A 24130-nucleotide genomic window follows, 5' to 3' on the forward strand; every position below is an offset into this window, starting at 1 on the left:
CTCTAAAATTTATACCAACCAAGTGATTCTACACTTTTTTGTGTATTTACGTGTTTTGTTTCCAAAAAACTGTCCAATCCTTCTGGGCCAAGCTCTCTCCCAATTCCGCTTTGTTTGTACCCTCCCCAAGGCGCTTCCACGTATGGTGTATGATAGCTGTTAATCCAAATCGTTCCAGCTTTAAGTTCCCCAGCTATTTTTTGTGCTCGTTCCTGATTACCAGATAAAATCCCCGCAGCAAGGCCAAATTTCGTATCATTTGCTAATTCAATGGCTTCTTTTTCCGTGCGGAAAGATTGAACTGTTACAACTGGACCAAATATTTCCTCTTGCACAATTCTCATATTTTGTTTTACGTTCGTAAATACTGCCGGAGTGATAAATAGACCTTTGCGATTTAAACGCTCTCCACCGAATAATAGGGTTGCTCCTTCTTCTTTTCCAATGGAAATATACCGCTCAATTTTGGCCAAATGTTCTTTTGAAATAATGGCACCCATTTCCGTATTTTCGTCAAATGGGTCACCAATTCTCAATTTTTGAAGCTTTTCATTAAGTTTTCCTAAAAATGTTTCATAAAGGTTTTCATGCACAAGTAATCGGGAAGAGGCCACACAAACCTCCCCTTGATTTAAAAATGCACCATAAATAGCCAATTCAGCTGCTAAATCAGCATCCACGTCATCAAAAATAAGAAAAGGTGATTTTCCGCCAAGCTCTAAAGATACCCGTTTAAACGATTGAGCACATAATTCGATAACTTTTCTTCCAGTTTCCGAACCACCAGTAAATGAGACTTTATCCACTTTATCGCTAGTCACCAGAGCTTCACCGGGTCCCTTACCAGCACCTAAAACTAAATTAAACACACCATCCGGCACATCGCATTGATCTAACAGTTCTGTAAACAGAATTGATGATAAAGGAGTTATTTCTGAGGGTTTAAACACGATTGTATTTCCAGCTGCTAGAGCCGGTGCTATTTTCCACATCCCAAGTAAAAATGGAAAGTTCCAAGGAACAATTAACGAACAGACACCGATAGGTTCTTTGTGAACTTCACTGACAGACCCATCTTCCATTTTGATACGCCTTGGCTGCTTTTCAACTATTAAATCCACATAATAGCGCAAACATGCAATTGAATCATCTATGTCTAGTTTTGCTTCATTATATGGCTTGCCTGTATTAATAACTTCCAATTTAGTCAAATCCTCTTTTGCGTCTTCCAAGCGTTGGGCTATTCTTTTCAGAGTTTCAATTCTTTTTCCTTTATTGATTGCCCAATCGTTTGTTCGGAAAGCATCGAAAGCTGCCTGTATGGCCAGTTCAACCTGTTCAACACTCGCTTCGTGTATTTTAGTCAAAAATTCCTCATTAGCTGGATTGGACAGAACTCTTTTTTCTCCTTCACCCTTCAGCCAGTGTCCGTTAATGTATAATTGGTCGCATTTTTCTAATAGTTTTTTCAAATGATGCACTCTCCCTAAAAATTTATTTATTAATCAGCTAAATCCTCTACAGCTTCGGTAGCTGAAACATAGCATGCTGAAGTTTCCTTGTGTAGTAATAGTGTCCAAAATTGGTATAAAGGTACTTACTACCTTCTTAGGATACTTTTATGACCTGACATTATTTGAGGATAATTTTTATTAATAGCTTGAAAGTAAGGAGATCGAATCCTTATCTATCAATTTTTTTGTGTATCGATTTTATAATCAACTTTCATTGCTACCGCTCGTACAGGTGAACCATCCGCACCTACAATCCGTAAAGGAAAAGCGCTGATGAGAGGATTAGGAAAATCTATCGCTCCAAAATTAGTTAGATTTTCCGCGATGATTCCGTTTACCTTGGCCACTGCATCGTGGATAGGAAATTCTGTACCACCTGTACGATCGATATTGATTGTATCGATGAAAAATGTGCGAATTCCCCTTTTTATCATTTCATGAATAACATCTTCATGAACATAAGGATGACGAAAAAATGATTCCTTCGCTACATATCGTGACCAACCTGTATAAAACAAAACGATTTTTCCAGAAGCGAGTTGATCCAAGTAAGGTTCCACATCTTTCAGGGTAATAGCTTCTTCCTCCCCTTTTTCTGTTACTGGAATTATTACTCCAATCCCAATAAATAAACGCAAATCTGATTCATCAATACGTTGGCCCTCACTAATAAAATGGTATGGTGCATCTACATGAGAGCCTGTTTGTGAACCAAGATGTATATGAAGAAGATTATACCCGTCCATTTCTAGAGTTGTAGCAACACTAATGTTCGGTTCAGGATCTCCAGGATAAATAGGTGTATCATTCGTTAATTGGAGTGATAAATCAACAATTTTTTCAATTTTAAGCATAACTATGCCTCCCTTTCTGCGTCACACGCATATTTATTTGTTATTTTTTATATGACTTCAGATTCTTTGCTTTCTTCCTGCACCCTGATTTTTCCCGTAACTTTCATTAGCCCTGAATAAACTACGCAGGTAAGCAGGAAGGTTACTATTGTAGTTCCTATGGAAAGAGGTTGTACGTAGGTAAAGTAATAAGAGAATCCTGCTCCGATAATAAAAGAAATATAAGCAACATAGTTAATCCCATTCCGATACCAGTAAAGCTTGTTCTCGCCAGAAATAATCTCAGAAGCATCATACAGGCTGCGTTTAAGAAGGTAGTAATCTGTCAACATAATAGATACAACTGGTATAAAAAGACTTCCGATCATTATTAGGAAGCCTTGGAAATTCGAAAGTAACCAATCTTTAAGCAGGGCACCGCATATACAAATGATTCCTATTGTTAGCGCAACTTTCCAGAATCGCTGTTTCTTAAAAATCGCTAAGTAAGAAATCGTGGCACTATATAAAACCATTGTGTTCGTTGATACAACAGAGATGAAGATAACTAGCGCAGCAACAAGACCAAAAACAGGATTGGATTCTCCGATTAAAACAGTTGGGTCATACGTTCGTGTCATATTATTCAATAGTGAAAATCCAGAGACAGTTGCCCCAAGTGTCATCGCAATAATTGTTGCGGTACTAAACCCAAAATAAGTTCCAATCATACCGCCTTTTTCTGTTTTACAATGGCAATTATGATCACTTACCATAAGCATCCAGGAAAAAACAGTTGCAACTACAATATCAAATGCCACTATAGCAGTTATGGACGTATTATCAATTGTTGTCATTTGAATTAAACTTCCTGCATCAAATTTAATAAACATATAACCAAAAACGATAACAACCAGTATAACCATTAAACTAACGATAAATTTTTCCGCGCTCTCAATTACACGGTGGCCGTACATAGCCAATAGAACAACTAGCGCTTCAGTTAGAATCGTAAATAAATTAATATTGGTGTATCCTGTCAAATAAAATACCGCTTGATTTAGGCTCAGAGCCCCCATATATGCCTGTACCCAACTCCAGCCGATGAGAACAAGAGTGTTCACGGCTGTAGGCAATACTGCTCCTCGATGACCGAAGGCTCCTCGAGCCAATATCATGGTGGGTAAGCCGGTGCGAGTCCCTATATTCCCCATTAAAATTAATGGTATTCCACCTACTAACGTTCCGATTATAATTATTGTAAGCGCTTTTGGATATGCCATGTCAGGAACAAACAGCATGCCAGAAAATACTGTGGTTACTACAACATTAGAGCCTAACCAAAGAAATAAAGTAGAGAACCAACTCATTGACCTTTCATTCATAGCGATTGGTCTCATACGATCTATGCCATTTGTTTCAGGTGAATTCGACATCCAATTCCCTCCCTATTCCACTAAAATTTCGCAGTAAATTTTATCACCTGGCTTTAATTTTCTGCTTATTAGGTCTTTACCTTCAATTGTATTGATTTTTTTTGACAATGCTTTGTGTGCATTTCAGTCTGATAATAGCCTTTAATAGCTTTGGACGACGTTAAGTCATCACGTTATCAACACTATTGTAGACGGACTTGCAACGGCTTCTATCTACAGCATATTGAACGCCTCCATGTTTTTCATAAGTATGTAAACACTCCTTTTTCTTGAATAACGTCTGAAAAGTATCAATTTACATATTACTTAAGCAAGATTCGCGCCAATTTACTACACAGATATTGACAGCCATTTCCGCTAGTTTTTTTGATATATTGATTTAAAATCTAATCAATTTCTTATTTTCTGATTTAATTTTTAATTATTTCCTCTTTTTAATTTATATTTTAATCAACATCTATAGACATAAAAGGAGGGGAACCTATTTGATGATGGAATGACAATTCGGGTTGATCAGCAACATAATAAAGGGGAACTAGCTTATGCTACAGAAGCAACCAAAGAAATTGTTCTATTTGGTTTCGAACAGTTAAACCTTAATCGTATATGGGCAATGGCTATATCTAAAAACCCAGCTGCTGCAAAGTTATGTTAAAACTTGGAATAAAAAATGAAGGTTCAATAAAACAGCATATCTATCAGGCTGAACCATATGAAGACGTTGACGTATTTGGGTTTACAAACACAAATTTTAAACAACTAAATTCTTAAGTCTTGTTCAACTAACAGGTGCGTTCGTATTATCTAAGGTCGGCCAGTAAAAATTACTGTTGATCTTTTTTAATAGAACCTATTCTATCAGTAGCCAGGGTAGGACGTACGGGTGCGTGGAAATTGATCCCGTGAACTATAAACTGTCCGCCCCTACTTGTAGAAACATGTTTGAGGCTGGTTGGGACTACATGGAGGACTAGGGGTACTGATTAGTAAGTAGAGGAGGAAAAAACAATGAATCCAGTTGTTGGTCTGGATGTGGCAAAAGGAGAGAGTCAAGTTCAGGCAATTTAAACCGTCTGGGAAGAGCTTTTCAATGAAGCATATCAAAGAGGAATTAGATCATTTTTTAGACTTTCTAAAAGAAGCTGAAGAGGTGACAGGGCAGATGCCTATGGTCATTTTAGAATCTAGGGCATTACCATACTCCCGTTATTCAATACTTGGCGGAACAAGGAATTCTATATATCTTACTAAATCCGATTATTTCTTATCAGGAAAAGAAGACCAGTTTACGTAAGGTAAAAACAGACGCAATCGCTGCGTACCAGTTGTGTGTGCTGTATTATAAAGGTGAACCTCATAAAATTAGAGGGATTCAGCTTTTAGACCTTCGGAATTTGTCAACACAACAGGAAATCGTAACGAATATGTATGTGAAAGCTAAACTTCAGTTTCACACCATTTTAGATCAAGTGTTTCCTGAATACCGGAAGGTTTTTGGGGATCTATATTCGAAGGTTTCTTTATTGATGTTAAAGGAACATCCTACTTCAGAGGCGGTATTAACAGCCGGAGAAAGTAGACTTGCAGAGAGTGTTATAGAGTTCTGTTCTAGCCGATCGAGTGAATGGGCATGGGAAAAATCAAAAAAAATGATGGATTCCGCATCTCGAAATCCATTTCAAAAAAAACGTGTATGAAAGTCACGTAATCAATCTTCGTATGTATATTGAGTTGCTTTTTCATTACCAGGGACACCTTTCTGATTTGGAAGATCGTATAGTGACCTTGGCAAATGAAATGGAAGAATATAAGATTATCCAATCGATTCCCGGTATAGGAGAAAAAATCGCAGCCACGATTATCTCTGAAATTGGTGAAATCGTTCGGTTTAATCATCCGAAAAAACTGGTTGCCTTTGCTGGAGTAAATCCAAGTGTTTACTCATCGGGTAAGTTTACGGAAACCATTAATCGTATTACTAAAAGAGATTTTCGTGGTAGATGGTGGCGGCGAGGATCGCCGCCATAGAAGTTCTTATGGAACTAACCTGCCCCGATAGTTTATTAAGAACAAAATAAAAAGGACCCTTGGTCCCTTAAAAATACTTTCTATACAAGTCTCTCCGCATTGCACCACTTAGATATGCATAAATTTTTGTGGTTTCACTTTTTTCATGACCCATTAAATTTTGAATCACTTCTAGAGGCGCTCCATTATTCAATAAATTTGTGGCATAACTATGTCTAAGCAGGTGGGGATGAATGCTCTTTTTAATGTCCGTTCTCTTTGCTACCAGTTTTATAATGTTCCTCGCTTGAGAAATACTCATTCGATGGGGTGCGCGTGTTGTCACAAATAGTGCTTCCTCATGATCTTTTCGCTCACTTAAATATCGCTTCAACCATATTTCACAACGAGTATTGAAATATACTTCTCGTTCTTTACGCCCTTTACCTAAAACGATTGCTGATTGATTAGAGAAATTGATTGAGGCCCTATCTAGAGTTATTGCTTCACCAATTCTGCATCCTGTTGAATACATAAACTCAAATAAAGCATTTTCAAATGTTGTATGACAAGCTTCCCGCAAATGTTCAATTTCCTCTTCAGACAAGTATTTTGGTACCCTTAATTCTAATTTTGGTTCCTTGATTTTGGAAGCAGGATTTCCATTAATTAAATTTTCATCCTGAGCCCATCTAAATAAAGATTTAATAAATCGGATTCTATGACCCAGACTGGATGGCTTAAGCTTTTCAGCTGCTTTTCCCAGATAAACTTTAAGAGAATTAGTTGAAAGCTCTTGAATGGATATATTTCCAAAACTATTCAACAACAAGTTAAATTGTACGTAATAGGCCTTTAATGTTTGTGGAGAATAACCTTGGATTTGCTTATCTGCCTTATATAAACCCCATACATCAGTTAAGATCATACCAGTTTCTCTCCAATCTATACCTTATTAATAGACAGTATAGTCAAAAGAATAACTATTATACTAGATTAGTAGAGTTTTCATTAAACAGTAACACCTGTTAGTAAAAAATAAAAAGCTGTATTTAAGACAGCTCCGATCTTCAGCTAACGCACCCGTTTGTTTAAGTACAACATTTCACAATATCAATACAATTTAAACATTGAATTGTCTATACAACATTAGCTGACATCATTTACATATAAAACCCTATTTGGATGTATACACATCCAAACGAGGCCCTTCTCGTTTGGTGAATAAGTCGCCATCTATTAGTCCATCTTAACAAATGAAGCTACATGGAGGGAGGTTCTAAGCATGAGCCAAAAGCGTGATAAAGGTTATAGTCAGAAGGGAAAAGCTAATAGCAATACAATAGATCCAGTGATCGCAGCAGAAGACTTGGAAAAAGCAATTTATCCAACTAATAAGCCCCCGCGCAATGCCAAATAAGTACAATCTCGTGATTTCTTTGCTTTTCCGAAAAGAAACTTGCAGGTTAACGAAAATGAAGAGTCAAGCAATCCACTAACATGAAGGATTACTTGACTCTTCATAGGTATACATGTTAAGAGAAAAACAAGGGAGGGATTTCAGTTGGAATGGATTTTTTATCTATACCTGTTAAATACGTTCTTTATGTTATTCATAGCAATTTGGGAAGTTCGTAGGCCTGCCAAGGCTTTAAATTGGATAACACTCGGCCTTATTTTGCCTGTCCTTGGTTTCTTGCTATATCTCAGCACATCAAATCCCAAGCGTATTCATCGGAAAAGATTAACCTCTTCTCATAATGAGTTTGACAAATTACCTGATACATATGGTGATTCTGCCTCGATAATCGCTGATGCTTTACGGCATTTCACCGTGCATGGGCTTCGAGTCGGCCAAGTCCAAGTACTTAACAATGGAATAGCAAAGTATGAACAACTAATCAAATCCCTACAAACAGCCCAAAAAACCATTGATCTGGAATATTACATCTACCGGAATGACCAAATTGGGAATCGAATCACAGCACTGCTAATTGATAAAGCAGAAAACGGAGTTCGGGTTCGTTTTGTGAGAGATGGTTGGGGAAGCAAAAAATTTCCGCGTAATGAGATCCTTCGGATGATGGATGCAGGGATTGAATGCCGGACAATATTCCCCTTACGCTTTCCCTGGATTCTGTCCAATTGGAATTATCGGGATCATTCTAAGATTGTCACAATCGATGGAAAGGAAGCTTTTACCGGTGGTATCAACGTGGGGTATGAATATACAGGATTAAAGCCTGAGATAGGTTACTGGCGGGATACTCATTTGCAAATCATAGGGGAAGCAACAGAAGATTTGCAGACGATTTTCGACGTTCATTGGAATATCGCTTTGCCGGAACAGATAAAGTCGAAAACAAAATCTAAGATAACGAAAAAACCCACTAAATTTCCAAAACATAAATCAAAGGAAGTCGATCGAATTGGCAGCGTAGATCTTTCCAGATGGTCAGCCGAATGGGGATCTGAATTGAGCATCGTAGAGGAAAAAGAGGTAAACAAATCAGGGACATTGCCAAAAGCGTACATTCATACGTTGGAAGGAAATCCTGGAGTTCCTACTCCGGTCATTCGGCAGGCTTACTTTATATGCATATCACAGGCGACCAAGACGATTGATATAACGACACCCTACTTTGTACCAAATACAGATATTATCATGGCATTAAAGACAGCTGTGGCTCGTGGTGTACGCGTAAGATTGCTGGTTCCTCGTCATATTGATCAAAAAATTGTGGGCTTTGCAAGCCGTACCTATTACGGGGAACTTATAGAAGCAGGAGTCCAAATTTACCAGTATGACAAAGGAATGTTACATGCGAAGCTGATGATCATAGATGAGGAGATCGCAGAAGTAGGAGCAGCAAACTACGATATGAGAAGTTTTCGTCTTAATTATGAGGTGTGTGAAGTCTTGTATAGTGCTGATGTAGCTAAGGAACTCACACAGCAATTCGAGCGCGATCTTATTGATTCTGTCCCGCTGCATCAGGAAGATTTACTACAACGATCCCTTACAGAGTGCATTCTCGAAAAAGGTGCTCGTCTACTTTCACCATTGTTATAAATTCTGTTTTTCTTGTTCTTACTAAAATAGATCGACTTTCTTTAGCGGATTACTTCTTTTTTCACCAAATATACTCACATAAAACAAAACTATAATAAATAGTGTTTTTTATTGGGATGGGAAAGGATGACCATGATGAATCATTTGTGGCGGAAATTGTTGAAATCTAAAATGGCGAAAATATGAGGTAAATAAGGAAAGGCTTAAGGATTCGACTTCACCTTAAGCCTTTTCTTGCCCTATTTTAAAAACCCATCGATATATATTTTTCTTCTAAATATTCATCAAGGCCTTGATGGCCGCCTTCCCTCCCCATGCCGCTTTCTTTCATGCCGCCAAATGGGGCTTGTGCAACGGTGGGAATGGCGTCGTTGTATCCGATGATGCCGAACTCCAGAGCTTCGGATACCCTGACTCCCCTGCTTATATTCTGTGTGTAAAAATAAGCGGCCAGCCCGTACTCTGTATTGTTGGCAAGCTCGATCACCTCTTCTTCTGTATCAAACGGGATGATTGGTGCGACCGGTCCAAATGTTTCCTGGTATGTGATGAGCATATCCTTGTTCACTCCACCCAGAACGGTCGGTTCATAGAATAATCCATCAGCCAATTCCCCATCAACTCTTTGTCCGCCACAAAGAAGGCTGGCACCTTTATCCAAGGCATCTTGTACATGCTCCTCTACCTTTTCCAGGCCATCACTGCTGACAAGAGGCCCGACTTCAACGGTTGGATCGATGCTATTTCCGACTTTTAGAGCTTGTACCTTTTCAACAAAAAGTGCAGAGAATTTATTGATGACAGAATGGTGGACGTAAATTCGATTTGCGCATACGCACGTTTGTCCGGTGTTCCTGAACTTGCTTGCAACGGCACCAGCTGCTGCGGCTTCCAAATCAGCATCCTCAAAGACGATGAATGGCGCGTGTCCTCCAAGCTCAAGGGAAAGTCTCTTGAGCTGCGGGGCTGACTTGGTAACTAGCAATTTGCCTACTTCAGTAGATCCTGTAAAAGAAATTTTCCTTACTACTGGATTTTCAAAAATTTCATCCGAGATATGTCTGGCACTCCCAGTTACGATACTTACCACTCCAGCAGGCACTCCCGCCATTTCCACCAATTTACCAAACGCTAACGCACTAATAGGAGATTGTTTTGCAGGCTTGACAATGACTGTACATCCAGCGGCCATGGCAGGTCCTACTTTCCGCGTCATCATGGCCAACGGGAAATTCCAAGGGGTAATGGAAGCGACCACTCCAATCGGCTGGCGAATCACCGATAGCCTTTTATTTGCAGCAGAAGCAGGGATCGTTTCCCCATAAATCCGGCGGCCTTCTTCCGCAAACCATTCCAGGTAGCTTGCAGCAAAATCCACTTCACCCCGGGCTTCCGTTAAGGGCTTGCCCATTTCCATACTCATGATTTCTGCTAATTCATCTTTATATTCATGCATAAGGTCATGCAATTTCTTTAGATATTTACTGCGTTCCTGTGCTGTCAGTTTTGACCAGGTTTTAAACGCTTCCTCAGCAGCTGCAATTGCCGCATGCGTTTCTTGGCGTCCTCCATTTGGAATCCTTGCCACCACTTTCCCTGTTGATGGATTTGTTACTGGTAAAGTTTCTCCGTTATGTGCTGCAGTCCATTCACCGTTTACATACATTTTCAGTTCAGTTAAATTGACTAATCCACTAGTTTTCAGCATGAATATGTCTCCTTTTTTCGTTGGATTTGCAAAGCGCTTCATTGTATACACAAAAAGATTATAGCCCTGAAACTTTCGTTCCCCCGTCAATGTCAGTGTTAATAGAAATCCTTTCATTTTTAAGAACGAAGGTATACCCCACAGCAGCAATAAGGCAAATGACTACAGGTATGATCAGGGCTATATTAAAATTATTGAACTTCGCTATTAAGATCCCTGTTGCTACTGGAGCAATCCAGCCAGCGAGGTTCCCCACGAAGTTTTGCAGCCCTGCAAGCTTTCCTTCCGCACCCTTTGGAGCAACATCCGAAACAGTGGCCCAGAGAATACCCGCAGCCAATCCTTCACCGCCGATTGCTATTGAGATATACGTAAGTGCCATTATGGCGCTGTCTGTATAGATAGTCGGTATTATGGCTAATGGAAAAAGCATGCCGATGGTTAAAACAGTTTTTCTTGCTTTGATGGAATTCCAGCCTCTTTTAATTAAGAAATCCGACAACACCCCTCCTAGAATATTTCCCAGAAAGGACATGATCCAAGGTAGCATCGTAAAAAATCCGGCTTTTAAAAGAGTCATATGCCTTTCGACTACAAGATAAGTGGGAAGCCAGGTCATCATTAAATAAGTAAGATAGTTATGGGCAAACAAGCCGTATAACATAGGGTAAACACTTCTGAATTTAAAGAATTTAAATGGCGAGATGTTTAGTGTCGTCGCTTTTTCGGTTTGAGTTTGCTCCTCTTTGATATAGGCTACTTCGGCCTCGTTTGCAATCTTACTTTGCTCTGGATGGTTTTTGAAAAAGAATAACCAGAATGCCAGCCATACAAAACCGATGGATCCAATTACCACAAAGGATGCTTGCCATCCCCAAGTCTGGATGATCCATGCTAAAATGGGTGTCGTTATGCCAATCCCGATAGCTGTACCAGAATTAAATATCCCGTTTGCAATGCCCCGTTCGTGTGACGGTAGCCAGTCTGAAATAACGCGCGTATTGGTTGGAAACGCTGGAGCCTCTCCGATTCCCATTAAAACGCGGATACCGATCAGTCCGCCAAGCGAACGTCCCATTCCAGTAAACATCGTACAGAGCGACCACCAAACGATGGCAATCGAATACGTTAAGCGTGCCCCCAATTTATCAACGATTACCCCGACCGGGATCTGCATTAAGGCATACGACCAAAAGAACGCTGACCCCAATATCCCGAATTCTACTGCCGAAAGCGAAAGATCCTTCATCATCGAGGGTCCTGCAATGCCAAGAATTGCCCTATCCATATAATTGATTGTTGTTGCGACGAAAAGGAGTACCACTACAAGCCATCTTCCATTGGTCTTTTTCATACGTCACCTCATTAGATAATTATATTCAGGTAGAAAAATGCTGAGGGAAATCCATGTGTCCGAAAAAAAGTTAAAAAGGGGAAACTGATTCGAAACCCCCTGAAATTCCAGGTGATTTTCAAATTGAATGGTTTTTATACATTCACGATGGCCGTTTCTGAATTTTTTGCACTGCTTGCAATTCGATTACCATTATTAAAACCTTCAAAGTCCCCCGCATAAGCCTTCTCTATAATTAGTTGGATATCTAAAGCCTTCGTCAGCCTTGGATTAACGACCACGTTACCGCTTCGCATGGAATCTTCCACTAATTTCGGCAAAACGTCCAATGAGACTCCAAGCTCTTTAATATTAAGAGGAATATTCATACTCCGATTCATTTCGATGATCGTTTCGATTGCTTTCTCGGCTGCTTGCGCATTGGATAAACCGCTTACATCCCTTCCTAAAGCTATTGCAATTTCTCTATACTGATCCTCACATGCCGGCAGGTTGAATCTCATGACAAATGGCAATAGTGCTGCATTTGCGATGCCATGCGGGATATTAAAGACTCCTCCAAATGTATGGGAAATGGCGTGTACATTACCCAGTCGGGATTGTGAAAAGGCTGCACCAGCTAACAAGGAGGCTACAAGCATGTTTTCCCTGCTTTCCATGTCCGTTCCCACAAAGTACGATCTTGTTAAATTTTCACCGATCATCTTAATGGCCTGCATAGCGAAAGCCTTGCTGACAGGGTTGGCAGATTTGGAGGTGTAAGATTCAATTGCATGAGTCAGAGCATCCATACCAGTAGCTGCAGTAATCTCTTGAGGCAAATTTAATGTAAGGGCAGGATCCAATATAGCTAGCTTTGGAAACAAAAGTGAACTAAGTACACCTAATTTAAAAGAGGTGTCCTTATTCGTTACCACTGTCGAATTAGTAGCTTCACTGCCAGTTCCAGCCGTAGTCGGGATTGCTATGATCGGGAGCGGAGGATTGGAAATCTTTCCAACTCCTTCATAATCCAGGATATGGCCGGGATTAGTAGCCATTGCCGCAATGCCCTTGGCTGTGTCAATGCTGCTTCCTCCGCCTACAGCCAGAACCGCCTCCATCTTTTGTTGCTTAAGATACACTGTCCCCTGTTGGATTGTTTGAGCTGATGGATTAGGCTCTACCTCATCGTAAATCTCAAAATAAAGGTTTGCCGAAGCAAGGGATTTTTCAATGCCTTGTAAGAGACCGGCTCCTCTAACCCCTTTATCTGTTACAATCAGCACACTCGATACACCTAAATCCTTAATTAGTTCCCCTGTTTTTCCAGATATTCCGTTACCGCACTCCACCCGTGTCGGCATACTATATGTAAAAGGCATAAGAGACATTTTCATCTTCCTCTCCATTTATATTCTATTAGATGGTGAAATCCTTTCCGCCCCGGTCTGCAGATCCATCATGAATGGTTATGATGCTTAACCTTCCAGGGACACCATTCCTTTACAAGCAATCTATAAAGCTTTTCTAAGTAATTCTTCTAAACTGTGCTGGGTTGGCATTCTTGGGTTATTCCGAATCAGGCGATCGATTTGGAGGGTCTTCTCAGCAATTTCGGGAATATCCTCTTCTTTGATCCCAATCTCCGTCAGCTTTGTAGGCAGTCCAATTTCCCCAAGCAGGGTAAGCACAGCTTTTGAAGCAGCCAAAGCGGCTTCCTTATCGGAGAGGCCATCCGAGTTCAAATTGAATGCCTGGGAAATCCTCACCATTTTTTCTGTTTCTACAGCTGCATTATATTCCATGACATATGGGAGCAAGAGCCCGGTCACCTCTCCATGCGGTGACTTCACAAGCCCTCCAATTGGGTAAGCCAATGCATGGGCTGCTGCTGTACCTGCATTTGAAAAGGACATTCCAGCAAGCAGGCTGCCCATTAGCATATTGGAACGTGCCTCGAGATTGCTCCCTTGCTGCACCGCAAGAGGCAGGTTTTTTGCAATCAATTCAATAGCTCTGTAGGCGAGTGCATCGCTTATGGGGATTGAACCTTGGAATAAAATGTTTCCTTCTGCCTGGATATATGCAGAAGGTTTGGCTGTGTATGCCTCTATCGCATGTGACAGAGCATCAATTCCGGAACAAGCTGTTACATAAGCGGGAAGCCCTAACGTTAATTCTGGATCAAGCAGAGCAACGGTTGGTCTTAGGTAGTTATCCGAGATACCAACTTTTAGGTTATTTTCCACATCGGTCAATACCGCCACTGATGTCACTTCTGAACCGGTTCCAGCCGTCGTCGGAATCGCTACAAGAGGCGCGATTGGTCCGGGAACCTGGTTTTCCCCGCCATAATAGTCCAGCGGATGTCCTCCATGGGCGACCAACAAGGCGACGATCTTGGCCATATCAATGCTGCTTCCTCCGCCAAGGCCAATTACTGCATCAATATCCATTTGAGATTCCGCAAACTTATAACAATCCATCGCCGATTCTACAGGCGGCTCCGGTACGACCTGGTCATAGATAACTGTTTCGTAATTTGCATGTCCCAACAACGATGAAATTCTGTCTGCGATTCCTGCATTTTTGATCCCTGGGTCAGTAACGAGCAAGATGTTTTTCGCCTTTAATCTTTGAAGGATCACATCCAATTGCCCGATTGCCCCGTTTCCAAATACGATTCTTTCGGTAGAATAAAAATCCCATGTATTTCTCATATTCCTTACCTCCAAAGTCTATAGATTGATGACGACAAGTTTTTCGTCTGTCATCTCTTGCATGGCATAATGCGGTCCTTCTTTGCCAATTCCGCTGTCCTTCACGCCGCCATACGGCATGATGTCGGCACGGTATGTAGAAACATCATTGATGATCACACCGCCAAAATGAAGTTCCTGTGTTGCCCGCATGGCTAAAGTGATATTGGATGTAAATAAACCAACTTGTAAGCCGAACTTTGTATCATTGGCCTGACAGAAAGCCTCCTCGATGCTATCGAAAGGAATGATGCTGATCACCGGTGCGAACACTTCCTGGCAGACTACCTTCATTTCCGGTTTCACATCTATTAATATAGTAGGTTCCAGAATCGATTCCCTCCTTTTCCCTCCATATAGCACTTTGGCACCTAGACGCTCAGCCTCCTGAATCCATTCTTCCGCACGTCTTGCTTCCTTCTCGGAAATCATAGGACCAATGTCCGCGGAAGGATCTGCAGGATTTCCGACCTTCAAGCCCTGTGCCACCATGACTGCCTTCTCCACAAACACATCGCAAATATCTCTATGAACGTAGATGCGCTGCACAGAGATGCAGGCTTGCCCTGCATTCACATACCCCCGGGTGACACAGAGCTCAACTGCTCTGTCTAAATCAGGTACATCCTTGTGAATGATATTTGGGGAGTTATTCCCTAATTCCAAGGTAACCTTACGAATTCCCGTACTGCTCTTAATGTGCCGTCCTACGCCGGGACTCCCTGTAAAAGTGAACATCGCAATTCGTTCATCCTCCAAAAGATATTGACCTGTTTCCTGCCCAAACCCGTTGACCACATTCAGAAAACCTGCGGGCAATCCAGCTTCGGAAAAGATTTCTGCTATCTTGCATGCAATGAGCGGCGTCATTTCAGCCGGCTTCAACACGATTGTATTACCCGCTGCCAACGCAGGAGCCACCTTGTGGATGGTGAGATTGAACGGGAAGTTAAACGGGGTGATTGCACCGATAACTCCAACAGGAACCCTGATGGTGAAAGCCATCTTATTGTCGTTTCCAGACTGCCCCAAAGGAACGCCTGTACCGGCAATCCGTTTTGCTTCTTCCGCTGAAGCTATCATCGTTTGGATTCCTCTATCGATTTCCCCTCTGGCATCCTTCAATACTTTACCGACTTCCTGAACCAGAATCATCGCCAGCTCTTCTTTTCTCTCTTTAGCGATATCCGCTGCACGCATTAGAATCTCGTAGCGTTGATTGGAATCTAGCTTTCTCGTATTAAAGGTTTCCAAGGCATTGGTCACCGCTTCAGAAACAATTTTCCGGGATGCCCTGCCGATCTGGGCAATTTCTTCTTTGTTATATTTGTTAATAACAGCGATTGTATGTTGATCGGATATCCATTGCCCATTTATGAAATGGCCATAAAATGTGTTTTTTCTGCTCAGCGTTGTGCTCATTGAAGATTCCTCCTTTGAAAAATAAGATCATTTTTTTTAACTTCACAGTTATTTCTTCTAATAGATTCAATAAATTTCAATCAAGAAAACGGCAAGCATAAAGCGCTTCCATTTTAAACTTAAGATTTTGCCTGCCCATCAACACTCTTTAGTAACTGATTATTGTAGAATCCTGCTCAAAAATAGTATGTAATCATTTCCAAAAATATATCATATAATATACGATTATGTAAATATTTAAAATTAAAAATATTCAGTTTTTTATAAAAACCTTACTGATAAAGGATTTATGGATTTAAATAATATCGACAGATTAATTAATTCCTATTAATTCGGATGATTTTATATATAATTTTCACAAAACTCACCGAATATAATATATAATTATCAGTAATGAGGATATATTTTTGTAGCTATCCAGCAAACTATAGAGTCCCCTTATAAACTCTCTATTCTTGATATCAATATGGTTTCGCCTTATCTTATTGATAGGGCAACAAGCAGAAAGCTACTTCAGTAATAATTTAAGTTGTTACATCTATATGAAATAACACTCGTTCTCATAGAAATTTTTTTAAGTTAGGGGCATTTCGATGATAAAGGAAAAAGAACGCGGAGAGACAACGGAATATGTCTACAATTTATTAAAAGAAAAGATTTTTGAATGGGATTTATCGCCGGGACAAAAAATCAATATCAGCCACTTAACCCGGGAAATCAACATTAGCGCCATACCTCTCAGAGAAGCATTATCTCGTCTGAACTCTGAGAACTTAGTCATCTTAGAACCAAATAAGGGGTATCGGGTCAGTGACATATTAGATACTGAAAATATGGCAAAAATGTTAGAGGCCCGGATATTACTGGAGACGCATGCGGTCCGGAATATTATCCGCTTAAATAATGTAAGCGTGACGGAAGAAATGGCCGCGCTTACAGATGAAATGTTTTCCACAAACACAGGTGCTTCCAACAAAAAAATACTAGATTTTACTCATTTAGATCAACAATTTCATCATGCCATCATGAATGCTGGAGGAAACCCGTTTTTATTTGAAGCATATAAAGGCATGCACTGTCATCTTCATATAGGCCGGTTTTATCACGTCAAAGGTGAGATCGACCAAAAAGACGCACCATCGGAACATATGGAAATCATTGAGGCCATCCGGACAAGGGATGTATACAGAGCCGAGATTGCGATCTCCAGCCACATACAGGATTCCATAGATCGTTTATTGGAGAGGACAAAAAGATAATACTTGGAAGCTATTGAGGATAATCTTATTCGGATATCAGTCATCGTAATGGCTTTGATCACATTTCATTTCACTTGGATGCTCGGAATATGCAAGTGGGTGTAAACAGACATTCCCATCTCAAATGCTTGGAAAAAAAGGGACAGAAAAACATGTGAAAGATTTATGCACCAAGAAGAAAACAAGTGTGATTAAAGGGATGAAACCAAAGACAAAAGAAAAGAAGCCTTTTGATGCTTCTCTTGTTTTGAAAGATGATGGATCGATTGGATTTGAATTTGCAAAAAAAAACATTTGCTAAATCAAAATAACAAACTAAAATCCCTATCACAATTGATAGGGATTTTACTATGAAAGAGTATATGCCGAATGATTCGTTGAATGAATCCACTTACTGCTATAACCTTTTCTGATTTTGATTTCTGAAGAAAAGAAAGAGTATATGTGATAAATCCAAACGAAAAAAAGTAAAAAAAGGGTTTGATACCTTCCCTACTCATAGTCCATATCCATAGTTGTAAAATTTATTTCCAAAGGAAAACAATCATCTTTATGGCTTAAGGACCACTTTAATACATCCATCTGTCCTTGTATCAAATACCTCATACCCATGCTTTGCTTGGTCAATTGGAAGTACATGGGTTACAACATCGCCAGGATCTACTTTTCCTTCTGATATTAGTTTATAAAGGTAGGGCATATAAGGAATAACAGGAGCCTGTCCGGTTTTAATATCCACGTTTCTTTGGAAAATATCTCCTAGGGGGAATCCATTATAACGGCCGCCATAAACGCCTGTTATTTGTATGGTTCCCGCCTTACGCACGGCTTGGGACGCAATTACAATCCCTCCCATGGCTCCCCCATGTAATTTAAGACCCGATGCAAGATATTCCATCGGAGTCATTTTGCCACTCATCCCGGAACAGTCAATAACGATATCTGCACCACCTTTAGTGATTTCTTTAAGGTATTCGCCAGTGTTTTCATATTGTGCAAAATTTACGGTTTCGACTTTATTCGTCCTTTTTGCATGCTCTAAACGATAATCGAGATGGTCGACAGCAATCACTCTTTTCGCCCCTTTTAACCAAGCGAATTTTTGAGTAAGTAAACCTACAGGACCACAGCCTAAAACGATAACCGTATCGCCAGATTTAACACCGGCGTGATCTACACTCCAGAATGCTGTGGATGCTGCATCAGCGAGCAACACCAATTTTTCATCTTCTACCTCGCAGTCTTCTGGGATTTTGAAAGGGGTAAAGTTTCCATAAGGAACACGCATATATTCAGCTTGCCCGCCCGCATACCCACCAGTTGTTTCTGAGTATCCAAAAAAACCACCCATTTCCCCATGAGGATTTGAATTATCGCACTGACTTGTAAGGTCGTGGTCGCAATACCAGCAGCTCCCGCAGCTAACGTTAAAGGGGATAATGACCCGGTCTCCCTTCTTTAACTTAGTTACCCCTGGTCCAACTTCCTCAACAACCCCCATCGGCTCATGACCAATCACATAATCTGTTGGCATATTGGGAATTAATTGATGAATTAAGTGCAAATCGGAGCCGCAAATCGCTGAAGTAGTGACTTTTACAATAATATCATCCGAATTTTTGATGTTAGGGTCTTTAACTTCTTTAACCTGTACATTTTTATTGCCCTGGTAAGTTACGGCTTTCATGATGCTTTTCCTCCTTTATTTATTCGGCGTTGCGAACATGCCGAGTCTGTCAGTATCATTCGGGAAAAGATTCATTCCAGCGATACTAACTGCCATATCGGCTGATTTCAAATCTAATTCCACCTGTTTACCTACATCGTTCGGATAAAGCCAGCCCTTCCTGATCATTAAATCGGATAACTCACCATGTAAGTCAATAGATTGCTCCATTTGCTGGTACAATGCTTTTCTCAATGCGGGATTCGCTGTTTCAGATAATGCAATACCATAAGTATGAATCCCACTTTTGATAGAGAGTAGAAAATCTAGCGCGAAAGAGGAATCAGCCATTTCCGGCATATGTTCAGCGCCTTGAGGATCTAAAAAATCCATTTCCATTTTAATTTCACCTCATTTTTCATAGTTTGTTCGGGCTTCTGTATAAAAACCCTTTAGCTCGTTTATAGCAGCTATAGATTGTTGTACGTCTTTTTCCATTAATGCTTTTAAGTCATTGTCAAAGCAAATTCCTTGCATTAATTTTGATCTCATTAAACCTATTGTTTTAATATTTAAAATTTCATGCGTTTCCATGGTTTCATGAAATGCCAAGCTTTCATTTTCCATACGTTCACCTCCCTAATCTATATAACAAAAATACCTTTCCCAGTTCATCTGTTTGTTATACGGGATATTGACCGATAGGTAGTTTATTTCGCAAAATACACGTTACCTTTGCAAATGATGATGTATAAAAACTATTGTATTACGAAAGATATGTAAGTGAATTCTCAAAGAAATGGAGTGAAAAATCATGACTAAAAATTTAGGACTGCATGAGACTTTAGAGGCGCACGAAATTTTAACTTTCAAGAGTCTTTGTCTAACAAAGTCCTCTACAATGAGCAGTTTAGTGCAGGATACAGAACTACAAAATATTCTATTAAAAGACATGAGCACTGGAACACAAGATATTCAAAAACTGCAGGAAATTCTGACGAATCGAGGGGAACAGTAATGACAAATTTTTTGCAAAATATGGCGGGTTTGGGTGGCATGACTGATCAGGTGATTGCAACGGACTTCTTAATATCCGCAAAATCAGGAATTAGAAATATTGCATTTGCCATTACAGAAACAAAAACACCTGAATTGAAAGCAGCCTTAAGAGAACAGCTTCGTGTCGCTGTAGAAAGACACGGAGAGATAAGTAACTATATGATTTCAAAAGGTTACTATCATCCACATGATTTAAGTGAACAATTACAAGTTGATTTAAATACAGCAAATACAGCCCTAAACCTTCCTCAACAATAAAGTCAACTCATGGATGTGAAAACAGACAGATTACACAGAGGTTGGGGCAAATGAAAAAAAGCAATGAATTTCTCGAACTTGAGAAACATTGCTTTTTTTTGGGGGGTATATTATAGCAAGTTCTTAGCTAAACGGGGGAATAATGGTAATGTAGATGATCCAATCTATAAGACCGGGGTCTTTCACTCCGATTTGTTCAGTAGGGGAATAAACTTTTATTTGAATGGCATTGATAGCAATAAATCCAACGTCATACTATCTATCTACCAATCCCTTGAATGCTTCGTCATGTTCTTTAATAACATCTGATAACATTTCCATAAATTCTGCATCTACACCTTTAGGTAATTTCACATTTTTATTTTCCTTAAAATGATTTCTTCACCCTTGTACTCAACCTCTAATTCGTCTCCAAAGGCTAAATTTGCAGTTTTCAACATTTCAACCGGAAACGTTATACCCAAGCTATTTCCGACTTTAGTTAATTTCCTAATAGCCATTATTCATTCCTCCTTCAATAGAAGTTATAATTGTTATTACTATTATAACATTAGTCTTTATGGTTTATACTACTTTTAACTTGAATCTGTTATTTTTGATCACAGAAAAAACTTGCAAATTCAGACCCTAAAAGGGACCTTATTCAACAAGCTGAACATCCTCCATTATCCTACCAATTCTTTAGTATAAAATGGTATAGCAAATATTATCTTATGAGCACGTTAAGGTTCAAGAACACTATGCCATTATCCCGACAAAAACCATTCCTTCTAGTTCCACTCTGTAAGGCTTAACGCTCGAAGAACGAAACATCTATTTTGAGGTGCTTAACACAACCCTTGCTATGTTCCATGAAGATTATGTGTATGAAGAAACGAAAGTCATAACAGATGTAAATCAACTTGATTTTGAGACTACTGGAAAGACCAAAAATGGTAAATGACGGAAGTGGATCATTAATATTCCAATGAGCGATGAAAAAGAGTCGAAGAATGACGACACACAAGCCCTCATTCCAATGATGAAAATATGCGGAAAAACCGTTGAAAATGAAGAAGAAATTGAAATTCTAAAAGAGATAGAGGGTCTTGGTACAGAAGCAACCCGAAGTGGCATTATTGAAATCATTAAGAAACAGCAATATATCGAGGTAAAGAAAAATATAGTCAATATCACCGAAAAAGGAAAGATTCTTTGTCAGTCCATCGAAGGAAATTTATTGTCCAGTCCTTCCATGACAGCTAAATGGGAAACATACTTAAAGAAAATATGAAATGGCACCGGTTCACAAGAAGCCTTCCTGGGGAACATTGTAAAATTCATTCATAAATTATTGGCAGAAGTGCCAGAACAATTAAAGACAGAAAACATTACACAAAGTATTGAAACAGTTCAGCAATCGGATATCATTGCTCCATGCCCTGCCTGTAAAAAAGGGAATATCAGTTTCAAACGTTCCTTCTATGGATGCTCGGAATATGCAAGTGGGTGTAAACAGACATTCCCATCTCAAATGCTTGGAAAGAAAGTGACAGAAAAACAGGATTTATGCACCAAGAAGAAAGCAAGTGTGATCAAAGGGATGAAACCGAAGGCAAAAGAAAAGAAGCCTTTTGATGCTTCTCTTGTTTTGAAAGATGATGGATCGATTGGATTTGAATTTGCAAACTCTATCACAATTGATAGGGATTTTACTATGAAAGAGTATATGCCGAATGATTAAGCTGAATGAATCTACTTACTGCTATAACCTTTTCTGATTTTGATCTCCGAAGAAAAGAAAGAGTATATGTGATAAATCCAAACGAAAAAAAGTAAAAAATAACAAAAACCCTATAACTAATTTGCCCCTTATAGTCTTTGTAGGTCGTGGGTTTTACTTAATGAAAAAAAAGCTAGCTTAGAGCACCAAAAAAAACGATTTTCCCTTAACGTGGGCAAAATCGTCTTTTCTGGTGCTTAATTTGAATAAGGTAAATGTAGCTCCCAAGACAGGGGTGTTCACTTTTCTTAAATCTTCTTCTATGCGTATTTCATCCAGAAGTAAAAATTACCTCCAAAAAGTTAAATAAAGGGTTTGATACCTTCCCTTCTTACTCATAATCCATATCCATAGTTGTAAAATCTATTTTTCCAAATGAAATCAACCATCTTTATGGCTTAAGGACCACTTTAATACATCCATCTGTCCTTGTATCAAATACTTCATGCCTATGGTGCTTTATTTATATTTTTAAATCTAAGATGAAGCAGGCTTTTCAATTTGAGTTAAGTCACTTCTTTATTATAGGACAGTTGCGGGAATATCTGACAAAAAAGGCAGCTCCCTGATAGGGGATAGCTACCTTCGTTTACGATTACTATGAAAAGGTAGGAGCAGGGAATTCATCAATTCTCATACGAAGTAAACTATATGGTTTTTCCCGCAGGTCTCTTCCATAATGAAATCTCGCCTGCCGATGTAATTGATTCACAATGACATATAAGTATTGATCGGGGCCAATCGAAAAAGTATCCGGCCATAAAATTCTCGGGTCATGTGCGATGGTTTCCATTGCGCCATTCGGCAATATCTTCCGGATACTATTGTTTTCATAGTCTCCCGCATAAACGGTTCCTTTTGCGCCGGTGATCATTCCATCAGACGCACCTTTTTCCCCCCAATACTGCACATATTGGGATAAATTCAGGTCCTGTATCCTTCTGTCTCTTAGGGCTTCTGTTGAGATCGAGAACAGCTGACGGCTGGTTAGCGGAGCATAAAATAAAACCTTTCCATCAGGAGAAATCGCTAAACTATCGGAAGCCAATCTAAATGGGAAAGTCGAGCCGTCCGGGTTTCGATTCATCAAAATTTCACCTTCTACTTTCGGTAAAAAATAGGGATCAGGTGAAGTTGATATTGCCCCATTTAACCGTCTAAACGCGTTCCCATTTTCTAAATCTACGACGATAATAGCCCCTGGCCCTCTGGAAGAAGAATCCGTTATATATGCATAGCCTGCTCTTCCAACCCGAAAATCCAAACGGACATCATTCAGATAAGTTGTTGGCAAGACAACATCTTCTGTAAAGGTATATACTCTCCTTATTGTATTCGTGCTTAAATCAACAGCAACTAATTTTGCTCCCCCTTGAATAGGTTCAGAAAAATTTGGTGCCCCTGTATCTAGTACCCAAAGTGTTCCTCTTCCATCAGCAACGATACTTTGGACACTGACGAAAGACATCGTAATATTCCCAGTATTAACCAAATTGGTTTCTACACTGGGATAAGGCTGCAATTCACCCTCAACAATTTCCGCCACAGTAAATTGAACGTCGTCTCCCCATTTCGGAAAGCATACAAAAATACGACCGGTTTCGGAAACGCTGACACCTGTAGGCATAGCCCCATAAAAAGCATGCACCAGTTCAAACTGCCCAAAATATTTTTCCATAGGTAACATAGGTTGCATGATATCCTCCTCATCAAATCCGAACGGATATCACCTATATATGATGAAAATTTTTTGTAGTGCCTGGTTCTTGATAAATTTTTCTATCGTGATGGATGCTGTGGGTTTATTAGTCCAGGAGAAACATGGGAGTTTCGATAAAGTGATTCAAACTTCCACTGGCTCTCCAAAGACGGCGGTGAATGAGAGCATCTTAATTTACGTTTGCAGTCAATTTTAGAACTAACATAAAAACTATTATGATTTGCTCCCGTCCAGCAGCCTGGTTAGAAAATAAATCTGTCTCCTTTAAAGGGGAGTATTTTTAAGTTTAGTGTAACTTTTTCATCCTGAGCATAAGTA

22 protein-coding genes and 1 pseudogene are annotated in these 24130 nt (G+C 39.7%); 9 read left to right on the top strand and 14 right to left on the bottom strand.

Annotated features, from left to right (window positions below; genetic code table 11):
* Positions 1–2: 2 nt before the first annotated feature.
* The 3 genes from AC3ISB_RS14325 to AC3ISB_RS14335 form a co-directional block, all read right to left on the bottom strand.
* Positions 3–1472: an aldehyde dehydrogenase family protein gene (locus AC3ISB_RS14325; protein WP_489273592.1), complete on the bottom strand. Its 1470-nt coding sequence runs from the start codon at positions 1470–1472 to the stop codon at positions 3–5.
* Between the two features lie 218 nt (positions 1473–1690).
* Positions 1691–2368: a cyclase family protein gene (locus AC3ISB_RS14330; RefSeq protein WP_048683782.1), complete on the bottom strand. Its 678-nt coding sequence runs from the start codon at positions 2366–2368 to the stop codon at positions 1691–1693.
* 47 nt (positions 2369–2415) lie between these two features.
* Positions 2416–3783: a purine-cytosine permease family protein gene (locus tag AC3ISB_RS14335; protein WP_489273593.1), complete on the bottom strand. Its 1368-nt coding sequence runs from the start codon at positions 3781–3783 to the stop codon at positions 2416–2418.
* Between the two features lie 1008 nt (positions 3784–4791).
* On the opposite strand from AC3ISB_RS14335, the pseudogene AC3ISB_RS14340 reads away from it, so the two are divergent.
* A pseudogene (locus AC3ISB_RS14340) lies at positions 4792–5769 on the top strand (IS110 family RNA-guided transposase); the annotation flags it as partial.
* A 109-nt stretch (positions 5770–5878) separates the two neighbouring features.
* Here the strand turns inward: AC3ISB_RS14340 and AC3ISB_RS14345 are convergent.
* Positions 5879–6718 carry a tyrosine-type recombinase/integrase gene (locus AC3ISB_RS14345; RefSeq protein WP_489273594.1) on the bottom strand — a complete coding sequence of 280 codons (840 nt, stop codon included), beginning with the start codon at positions 6716–6718 and terminating at the stop codon, positions 5879–5881.
* 357 nt (positions 6719–7075) lie between these two features.
* On the opposite strand from AC3ISB_RS14345, the gene AC3ISB_RS14350 reads away from it, so the two are divergent.
* Together AC3ISB_RS14350 and AC3ISB_RS14355 are read left to right on the top strand one after the other, a co-directional pair.
* Complete coding sequence (locus tag AC3ISB_RS14350) at positions 7076–7210, top strand: hypothetical protein (protein WP_321175395.1); 135 nt, start codon at positions 7076–7078, stop codon at positions 7208–7210.
* Between the two features lie 144 nt (positions 7211–7354).
* Positions 7355–8863: a phospholipase D-like domain-containing protein gene (locus tag AC3ISB_RS14355; RefSeq protein WP_489273595.1), complete on the top strand. Its 1509-nt coding sequence runs from the start codon at positions 7355–7357 to the stop codon at positions 8861–8863.
* A gap of 244 nt (positions 8864–9107) precedes the next feature.
* Here AC3ISB_RS14355 and AC3ISB_RS14360 read toward each other — a convergent pair whose 3' ends face one another.
* The 5 genes from AC3ISB_RS14360 to AC3ISB_RS14380 form a co-directional block, all read right to left on the bottom strand.
* The gene (locus AC3ISB_RS14360; protein WP_489273596.1) at positions 9108–10571 is read right to left on the bottom strand and encodes an NAD-dependent succinate-semialdehyde dehydrogenase; all 1464 of its coding nucleotides are present in this window, start codon (positions 10569–10571) and stop codon (positions 9108–9110) included.
* Positions 10572–10629: 58 nt separating this feature from the next.
* On the bottom strand, positions 10630–11925 hold the full coding sequence (locus tag AC3ISB_RS14365) for an MFS transporter (RefSeq protein ID WP_489273597.1): 1296 nt from the start codon (positions 11923–11925) through the stop codon (positions 10630–10632).
* Between the two features lie 134 nt (positions 11926–12059).
* Positions 12060–13304 carry an iron-containing alcohol dehydrogenase gene (locus AC3ISB_RS14370; RefSeq protein WP_489273598.1) on the bottom strand — a complete coding sequence of 415 codons (1245 nt, stop codon included), beginning with the start codon at positions 13302–13304 and terminating at the stop codon, positions 12060–12062.
* 117 nt (positions 13305–13421) lie between these two features.
* Positions 13422–14627 carry a hydroxyacid-oxoacid transhydrogenase gene (locus AC3ISB_RS14375; protein ID WP_489273599.1) on the bottom strand — a complete coding sequence of 402 codons (1206 nt, stop codon included), beginning with the start codon at positions 14625–14627 and terminating at the stop codon, positions 13422–13424.
* Between the two features lie 18 nt (positions 14628–14645).
* Positions 14646–16088 carry an aldehyde dehydrogenase family protein gene (locus tag AC3ISB_RS14380; RefSeq protein WP_489273600.1) on the bottom strand — a complete coding sequence of 481 codons (1443 nt, stop codon included), beginning with the start codon at positions 16086–16088 and terminating at the stop codon, positions 14646–14648.
* Between the two features lie 593 nt (positions 16089–16681).
* Between AC3ISB_RS14380 and AC3ISB_RS14385 the strand changes: the two genes are divergently transcribed.
* Positions 16682–17347 carry a GntR family transcriptional regulator gene (locus tag AC3ISB_RS14385; protein ID WP_057215460.1) on the top strand — a complete coding sequence of 222 codons (666 nt, stop codon included), beginning with the start codon at positions 16682–16684 and terminating at the stop codon, positions 17345–17347.
* Positions 17348–17414: 67 nt separating this feature from the next.
* Positions 17415–17648, top strand: coding sequence for a topoisomerase C-terminal repeat-containing protein (locus AC3ISB_RS14390; protein WP_489276938.1), 234 nt, complete (start codon positions 17415–17417; stop codon positions 17646–17648).
* Positions 17649–17897: 249 nt separating this feature from the next.
* Here AC3ISB_RS14390 and AC3ISB_RS14395 read toward each other — a convergent pair whose 3' ends face one another.
* From AC3ISB_RS14395 to AC3ISB_RS14405, 3 genes are read right to left on the bottom strand one after another with little or no spacing between them, the layout of a single operon-like run.
* Positions 17898–19034 (bottom strand): zinc-dependent alcohol dehydrogenase, encoded by a 1137-nt coding sequence (locus tag AC3ISB_RS14395; RefSeq protein WP_057215463.1) that lies wholly within the window; start codon positions 19032–19034, stop codon positions 17898–17900.
* A 15-nt stretch (positions 19035–19049) separates the two neighbouring features.
* Positions 19050–19412 (bottom strand): spore coat protein, encoded by a 363-nt coding sequence (locus tag AC3ISB_RS14400; protein ID WP_048682441.1) that lies wholly within the window; start codon positions 19410–19412, stop codon positions 19050–19052.
* 12 nt (positions 19413–19424) lie between these two features.
* Complete coding sequence (locus tag AC3ISB_RS14405) at positions 19425–19640, bottom strand: spore coat protein (RefSeq protein WP_489273601.1); 216 nt, start codon at positions 19638–19640, stop codon at positions 19425–19427.
* Between the two features lie 187 nt (positions 19641–19827).
* On the opposite strand from AC3ISB_RS14405, the gene AC3ISB_RS14410 reads away from it, so the two are divergent.
* Both AC3ISB_RS14410 and AC3ISB_RS14415 read left to right on the top strand, forming a co-directional pair.
* Complete coding sequence (locus AC3ISB_RS14410) at positions 19828–20031, top strand: hypothetical protein (RefSeq protein WP_098371985.1); 204 nt, start codon at positions 19828–19830, stop codon at positions 20029–20031.
* The gene (locus tag AC3ISB_RS14415; protein ID WP_489273602.1) at positions 20031–20330 is read left to right on the top strand and encodes a spore coat protein; all 300 of its coding nucleotides are present in this window, start codon (positions 20031–20033) and stop codon (positions 20328–20330) included. The genes AC3ISB_RS14410 and AC3ISB_RS14415 overlap by 1 nt, the downstream gene beginning before the upstream one ends.
* Before the next feature lie 350 nt (positions 20331–20680).
* Here AC3ISB_RS14415 and AC3ISB_RS14420 read toward each other — a convergent pair whose 3' ends face one another.
* A complete protein-coding gene (locus tag AC3ISB_RS14420; RefSeq protein ID WP_489273603.1) occupies positions 20681–20830 on the bottom strand; it encodes an AbrB/MazE/SpoVT family DNA-binding domain-containing protein in 150 nt (49 codons plus the stop codon).
* Positions 20831–21297: 467 nt separating this feature from the next.
* Here AC3ISB_RS14420 and AC3ISB_RS14425 point away from each other — a divergent pair, with 467 nt between their 5' ends.
* Positions 21298–21603, top strand: coding sequence for a DNA topoisomerase (locus AC3ISB_RS14425; RefSeq protein WP_056519680.1), 306 nt, complete (start codon positions 21298–21300; stop codon positions 21601–21603).
* Positions 21604–21672: 69 nt separating this feature from the next.
* Positions 21673–22053, top strand: a complete 381-nt coding sequence (locus tag AC3ISB_RS14430; RefSeq protein WP_489273604.1) for a topoisomerase C-terminal repeat-containing protein — start codon at positions 21673–21675, stop codon at positions 22051–22053.
* Between the two features lie 637 nt (positions 22054–22690).
* Here the strand turns inward: AC3ISB_RS14430 and AC3ISB_RS14435 are convergent.
* Positions 22691–23788, bottom strand: a complete 1098-nt coding sequence (locus tag AC3ISB_RS14435; RefSeq protein ID WP_402937401.1) for an L-dopachrome tautomerase-related protein — start codon at positions 23786–23788, stop codon at positions 22691–22693.
* Between the last annotated feature and the right edge of the window lie 342 nt (positions 23789–24130).

The sequence above is a fragment of the Peribacillus sp. GL_122 genome, assembly GCF_057835005.1.

Excerpts from the sequence above, each read along its gene's own strand:
- AC3ISB_RS14395 (WP_057215463.1), bottom strand. The coding sequence starts at position 19,034 with ATGAAAGCCGTAACTTACCAGGGCAATAAAAATGTACAGGTTAAAGAA.
- AC3ISB_RS14400 (WP_048682441.1), bottom strand. The coding sequence starts at position 19,412 with ATGGAAATGGATTTTTTAGATCCTCAAGGCGCTGAACATATGCCGGAA.
- AC3ISB_RS14330 (WP_048683782.1), bottom strand. The coding sequence starts at position 2,368 with ATGCTTAAAATTGAAAAAATTGTTGATTTATCACTCCAATTAACGAAT.
- AC3ISB_RS14375 (WP_489273599.1), bottom strand. The coding sequence starts at position 14,627 with ATGAGAAATACATGGGATTTTTATTCTACCGAAAGAATCGTATTTGGA.
- AC3ISB_RS14350 (WP_321175395.1), top strand. The coding sequence starts at position 7,076 with ATGAGCCAAAAGCGTGATAAAGGTTATAGTCAGAAGGGAAAAGCTAAT.
- AC3ISB_RS14405 (WP_489273601.1), bottom strand. The coding sequence starts at position 19,640 with ATGGAAAATGAAAGCTTGGCATTTCATGAAACCATGGAAACGCATGAA.
- AC3ISB_RS14415 (WP_489273602.1), top strand. The coding sequence starts at position 20,031 with ATGACAAATTTTTTGCAAAATATGGCGGGTTTGGGTGGCATGACTGAT.
- AC3ISB_RS14385 (WP_057215460.1), top strand. The coding sequence starts at position 16,682 with ATGATAAAGGAAAAAGAACGCGGAGAGACAACGGAATATGTCTACAAT.
- AC3ISB_RS14360 (WP_489273596.1), bottom strand. The coding sequence starts at position 10,571 with ATGCTGAAAACTAGTGGATTAGTCAATTTAACTGAACTGAAAATGTAT.
- AC3ISB_RS14420 (WP_489273603.1), bottom strand. The coding sequence starts at position 20,830 with ATGGCTATTAGGAAATTAACTAAAGTCGGAAATAGCTTGGGTATAACG.
- AC3ISB_RS14410 (WP_098371985.1), top strand. The coding sequence starts at position 19,828 with ATGACTAAAAATTTAGGACTGCATGAGACTTTAGAGGCGCACGAAATT.
- AC3ISB_RS14380 (WP_489273600.1), bottom strand. The coding sequence starts at position 16,088 with ATGAGCACAACGCTGAGCAGAAAAAACACATTTTATGGCCATTTCATA.
- AC3ISB_RS14345 (WP_489273594.1), bottom strand. The coding sequence starts at position 6,718 with ATGATCTTAACTGATGTATGGGGTTTATATAAGGCAGATAAGCAAATC.
- AC3ISB_RS14370 (WP_489273598.1), bottom strand. The coding sequence starts at position 13,304 with ATGAAAATGTCTCTTATGCCTTTTACATATAGTATGCCGACACGGGTG.
- AC3ISB_RS14335 (WP_489273593.1), bottom strand. The coding sequence starts at position 3,783 with ATGTCGAATTCACCTGAAACAAATGGCATAGATCGTATGAGACCAATC.
- AC3ISB_RS14425 (WP_056519680.1), top strand. The coding sequence starts at position 21,298 with ATGAGCGATGAAAAAGAGTCGAAGAATGACGACACACAAGCCCTCATT.
- AC3ISB_RS14435 (WP_402937401.1), bottom strand. The coding sequence starts at position 23,788 with ATGCAACCTATGTTACCTATGGAAAAATATTTTGGGCAGTTTGAACTG.
- AC3ISB_RS14365 (WP_489273597.1), bottom strand. The coding sequence starts at position 11,925 with ATGAAAAAGACCAATGGAAGATGGCTTGTAGTGGTACTCCTTTTCGTC.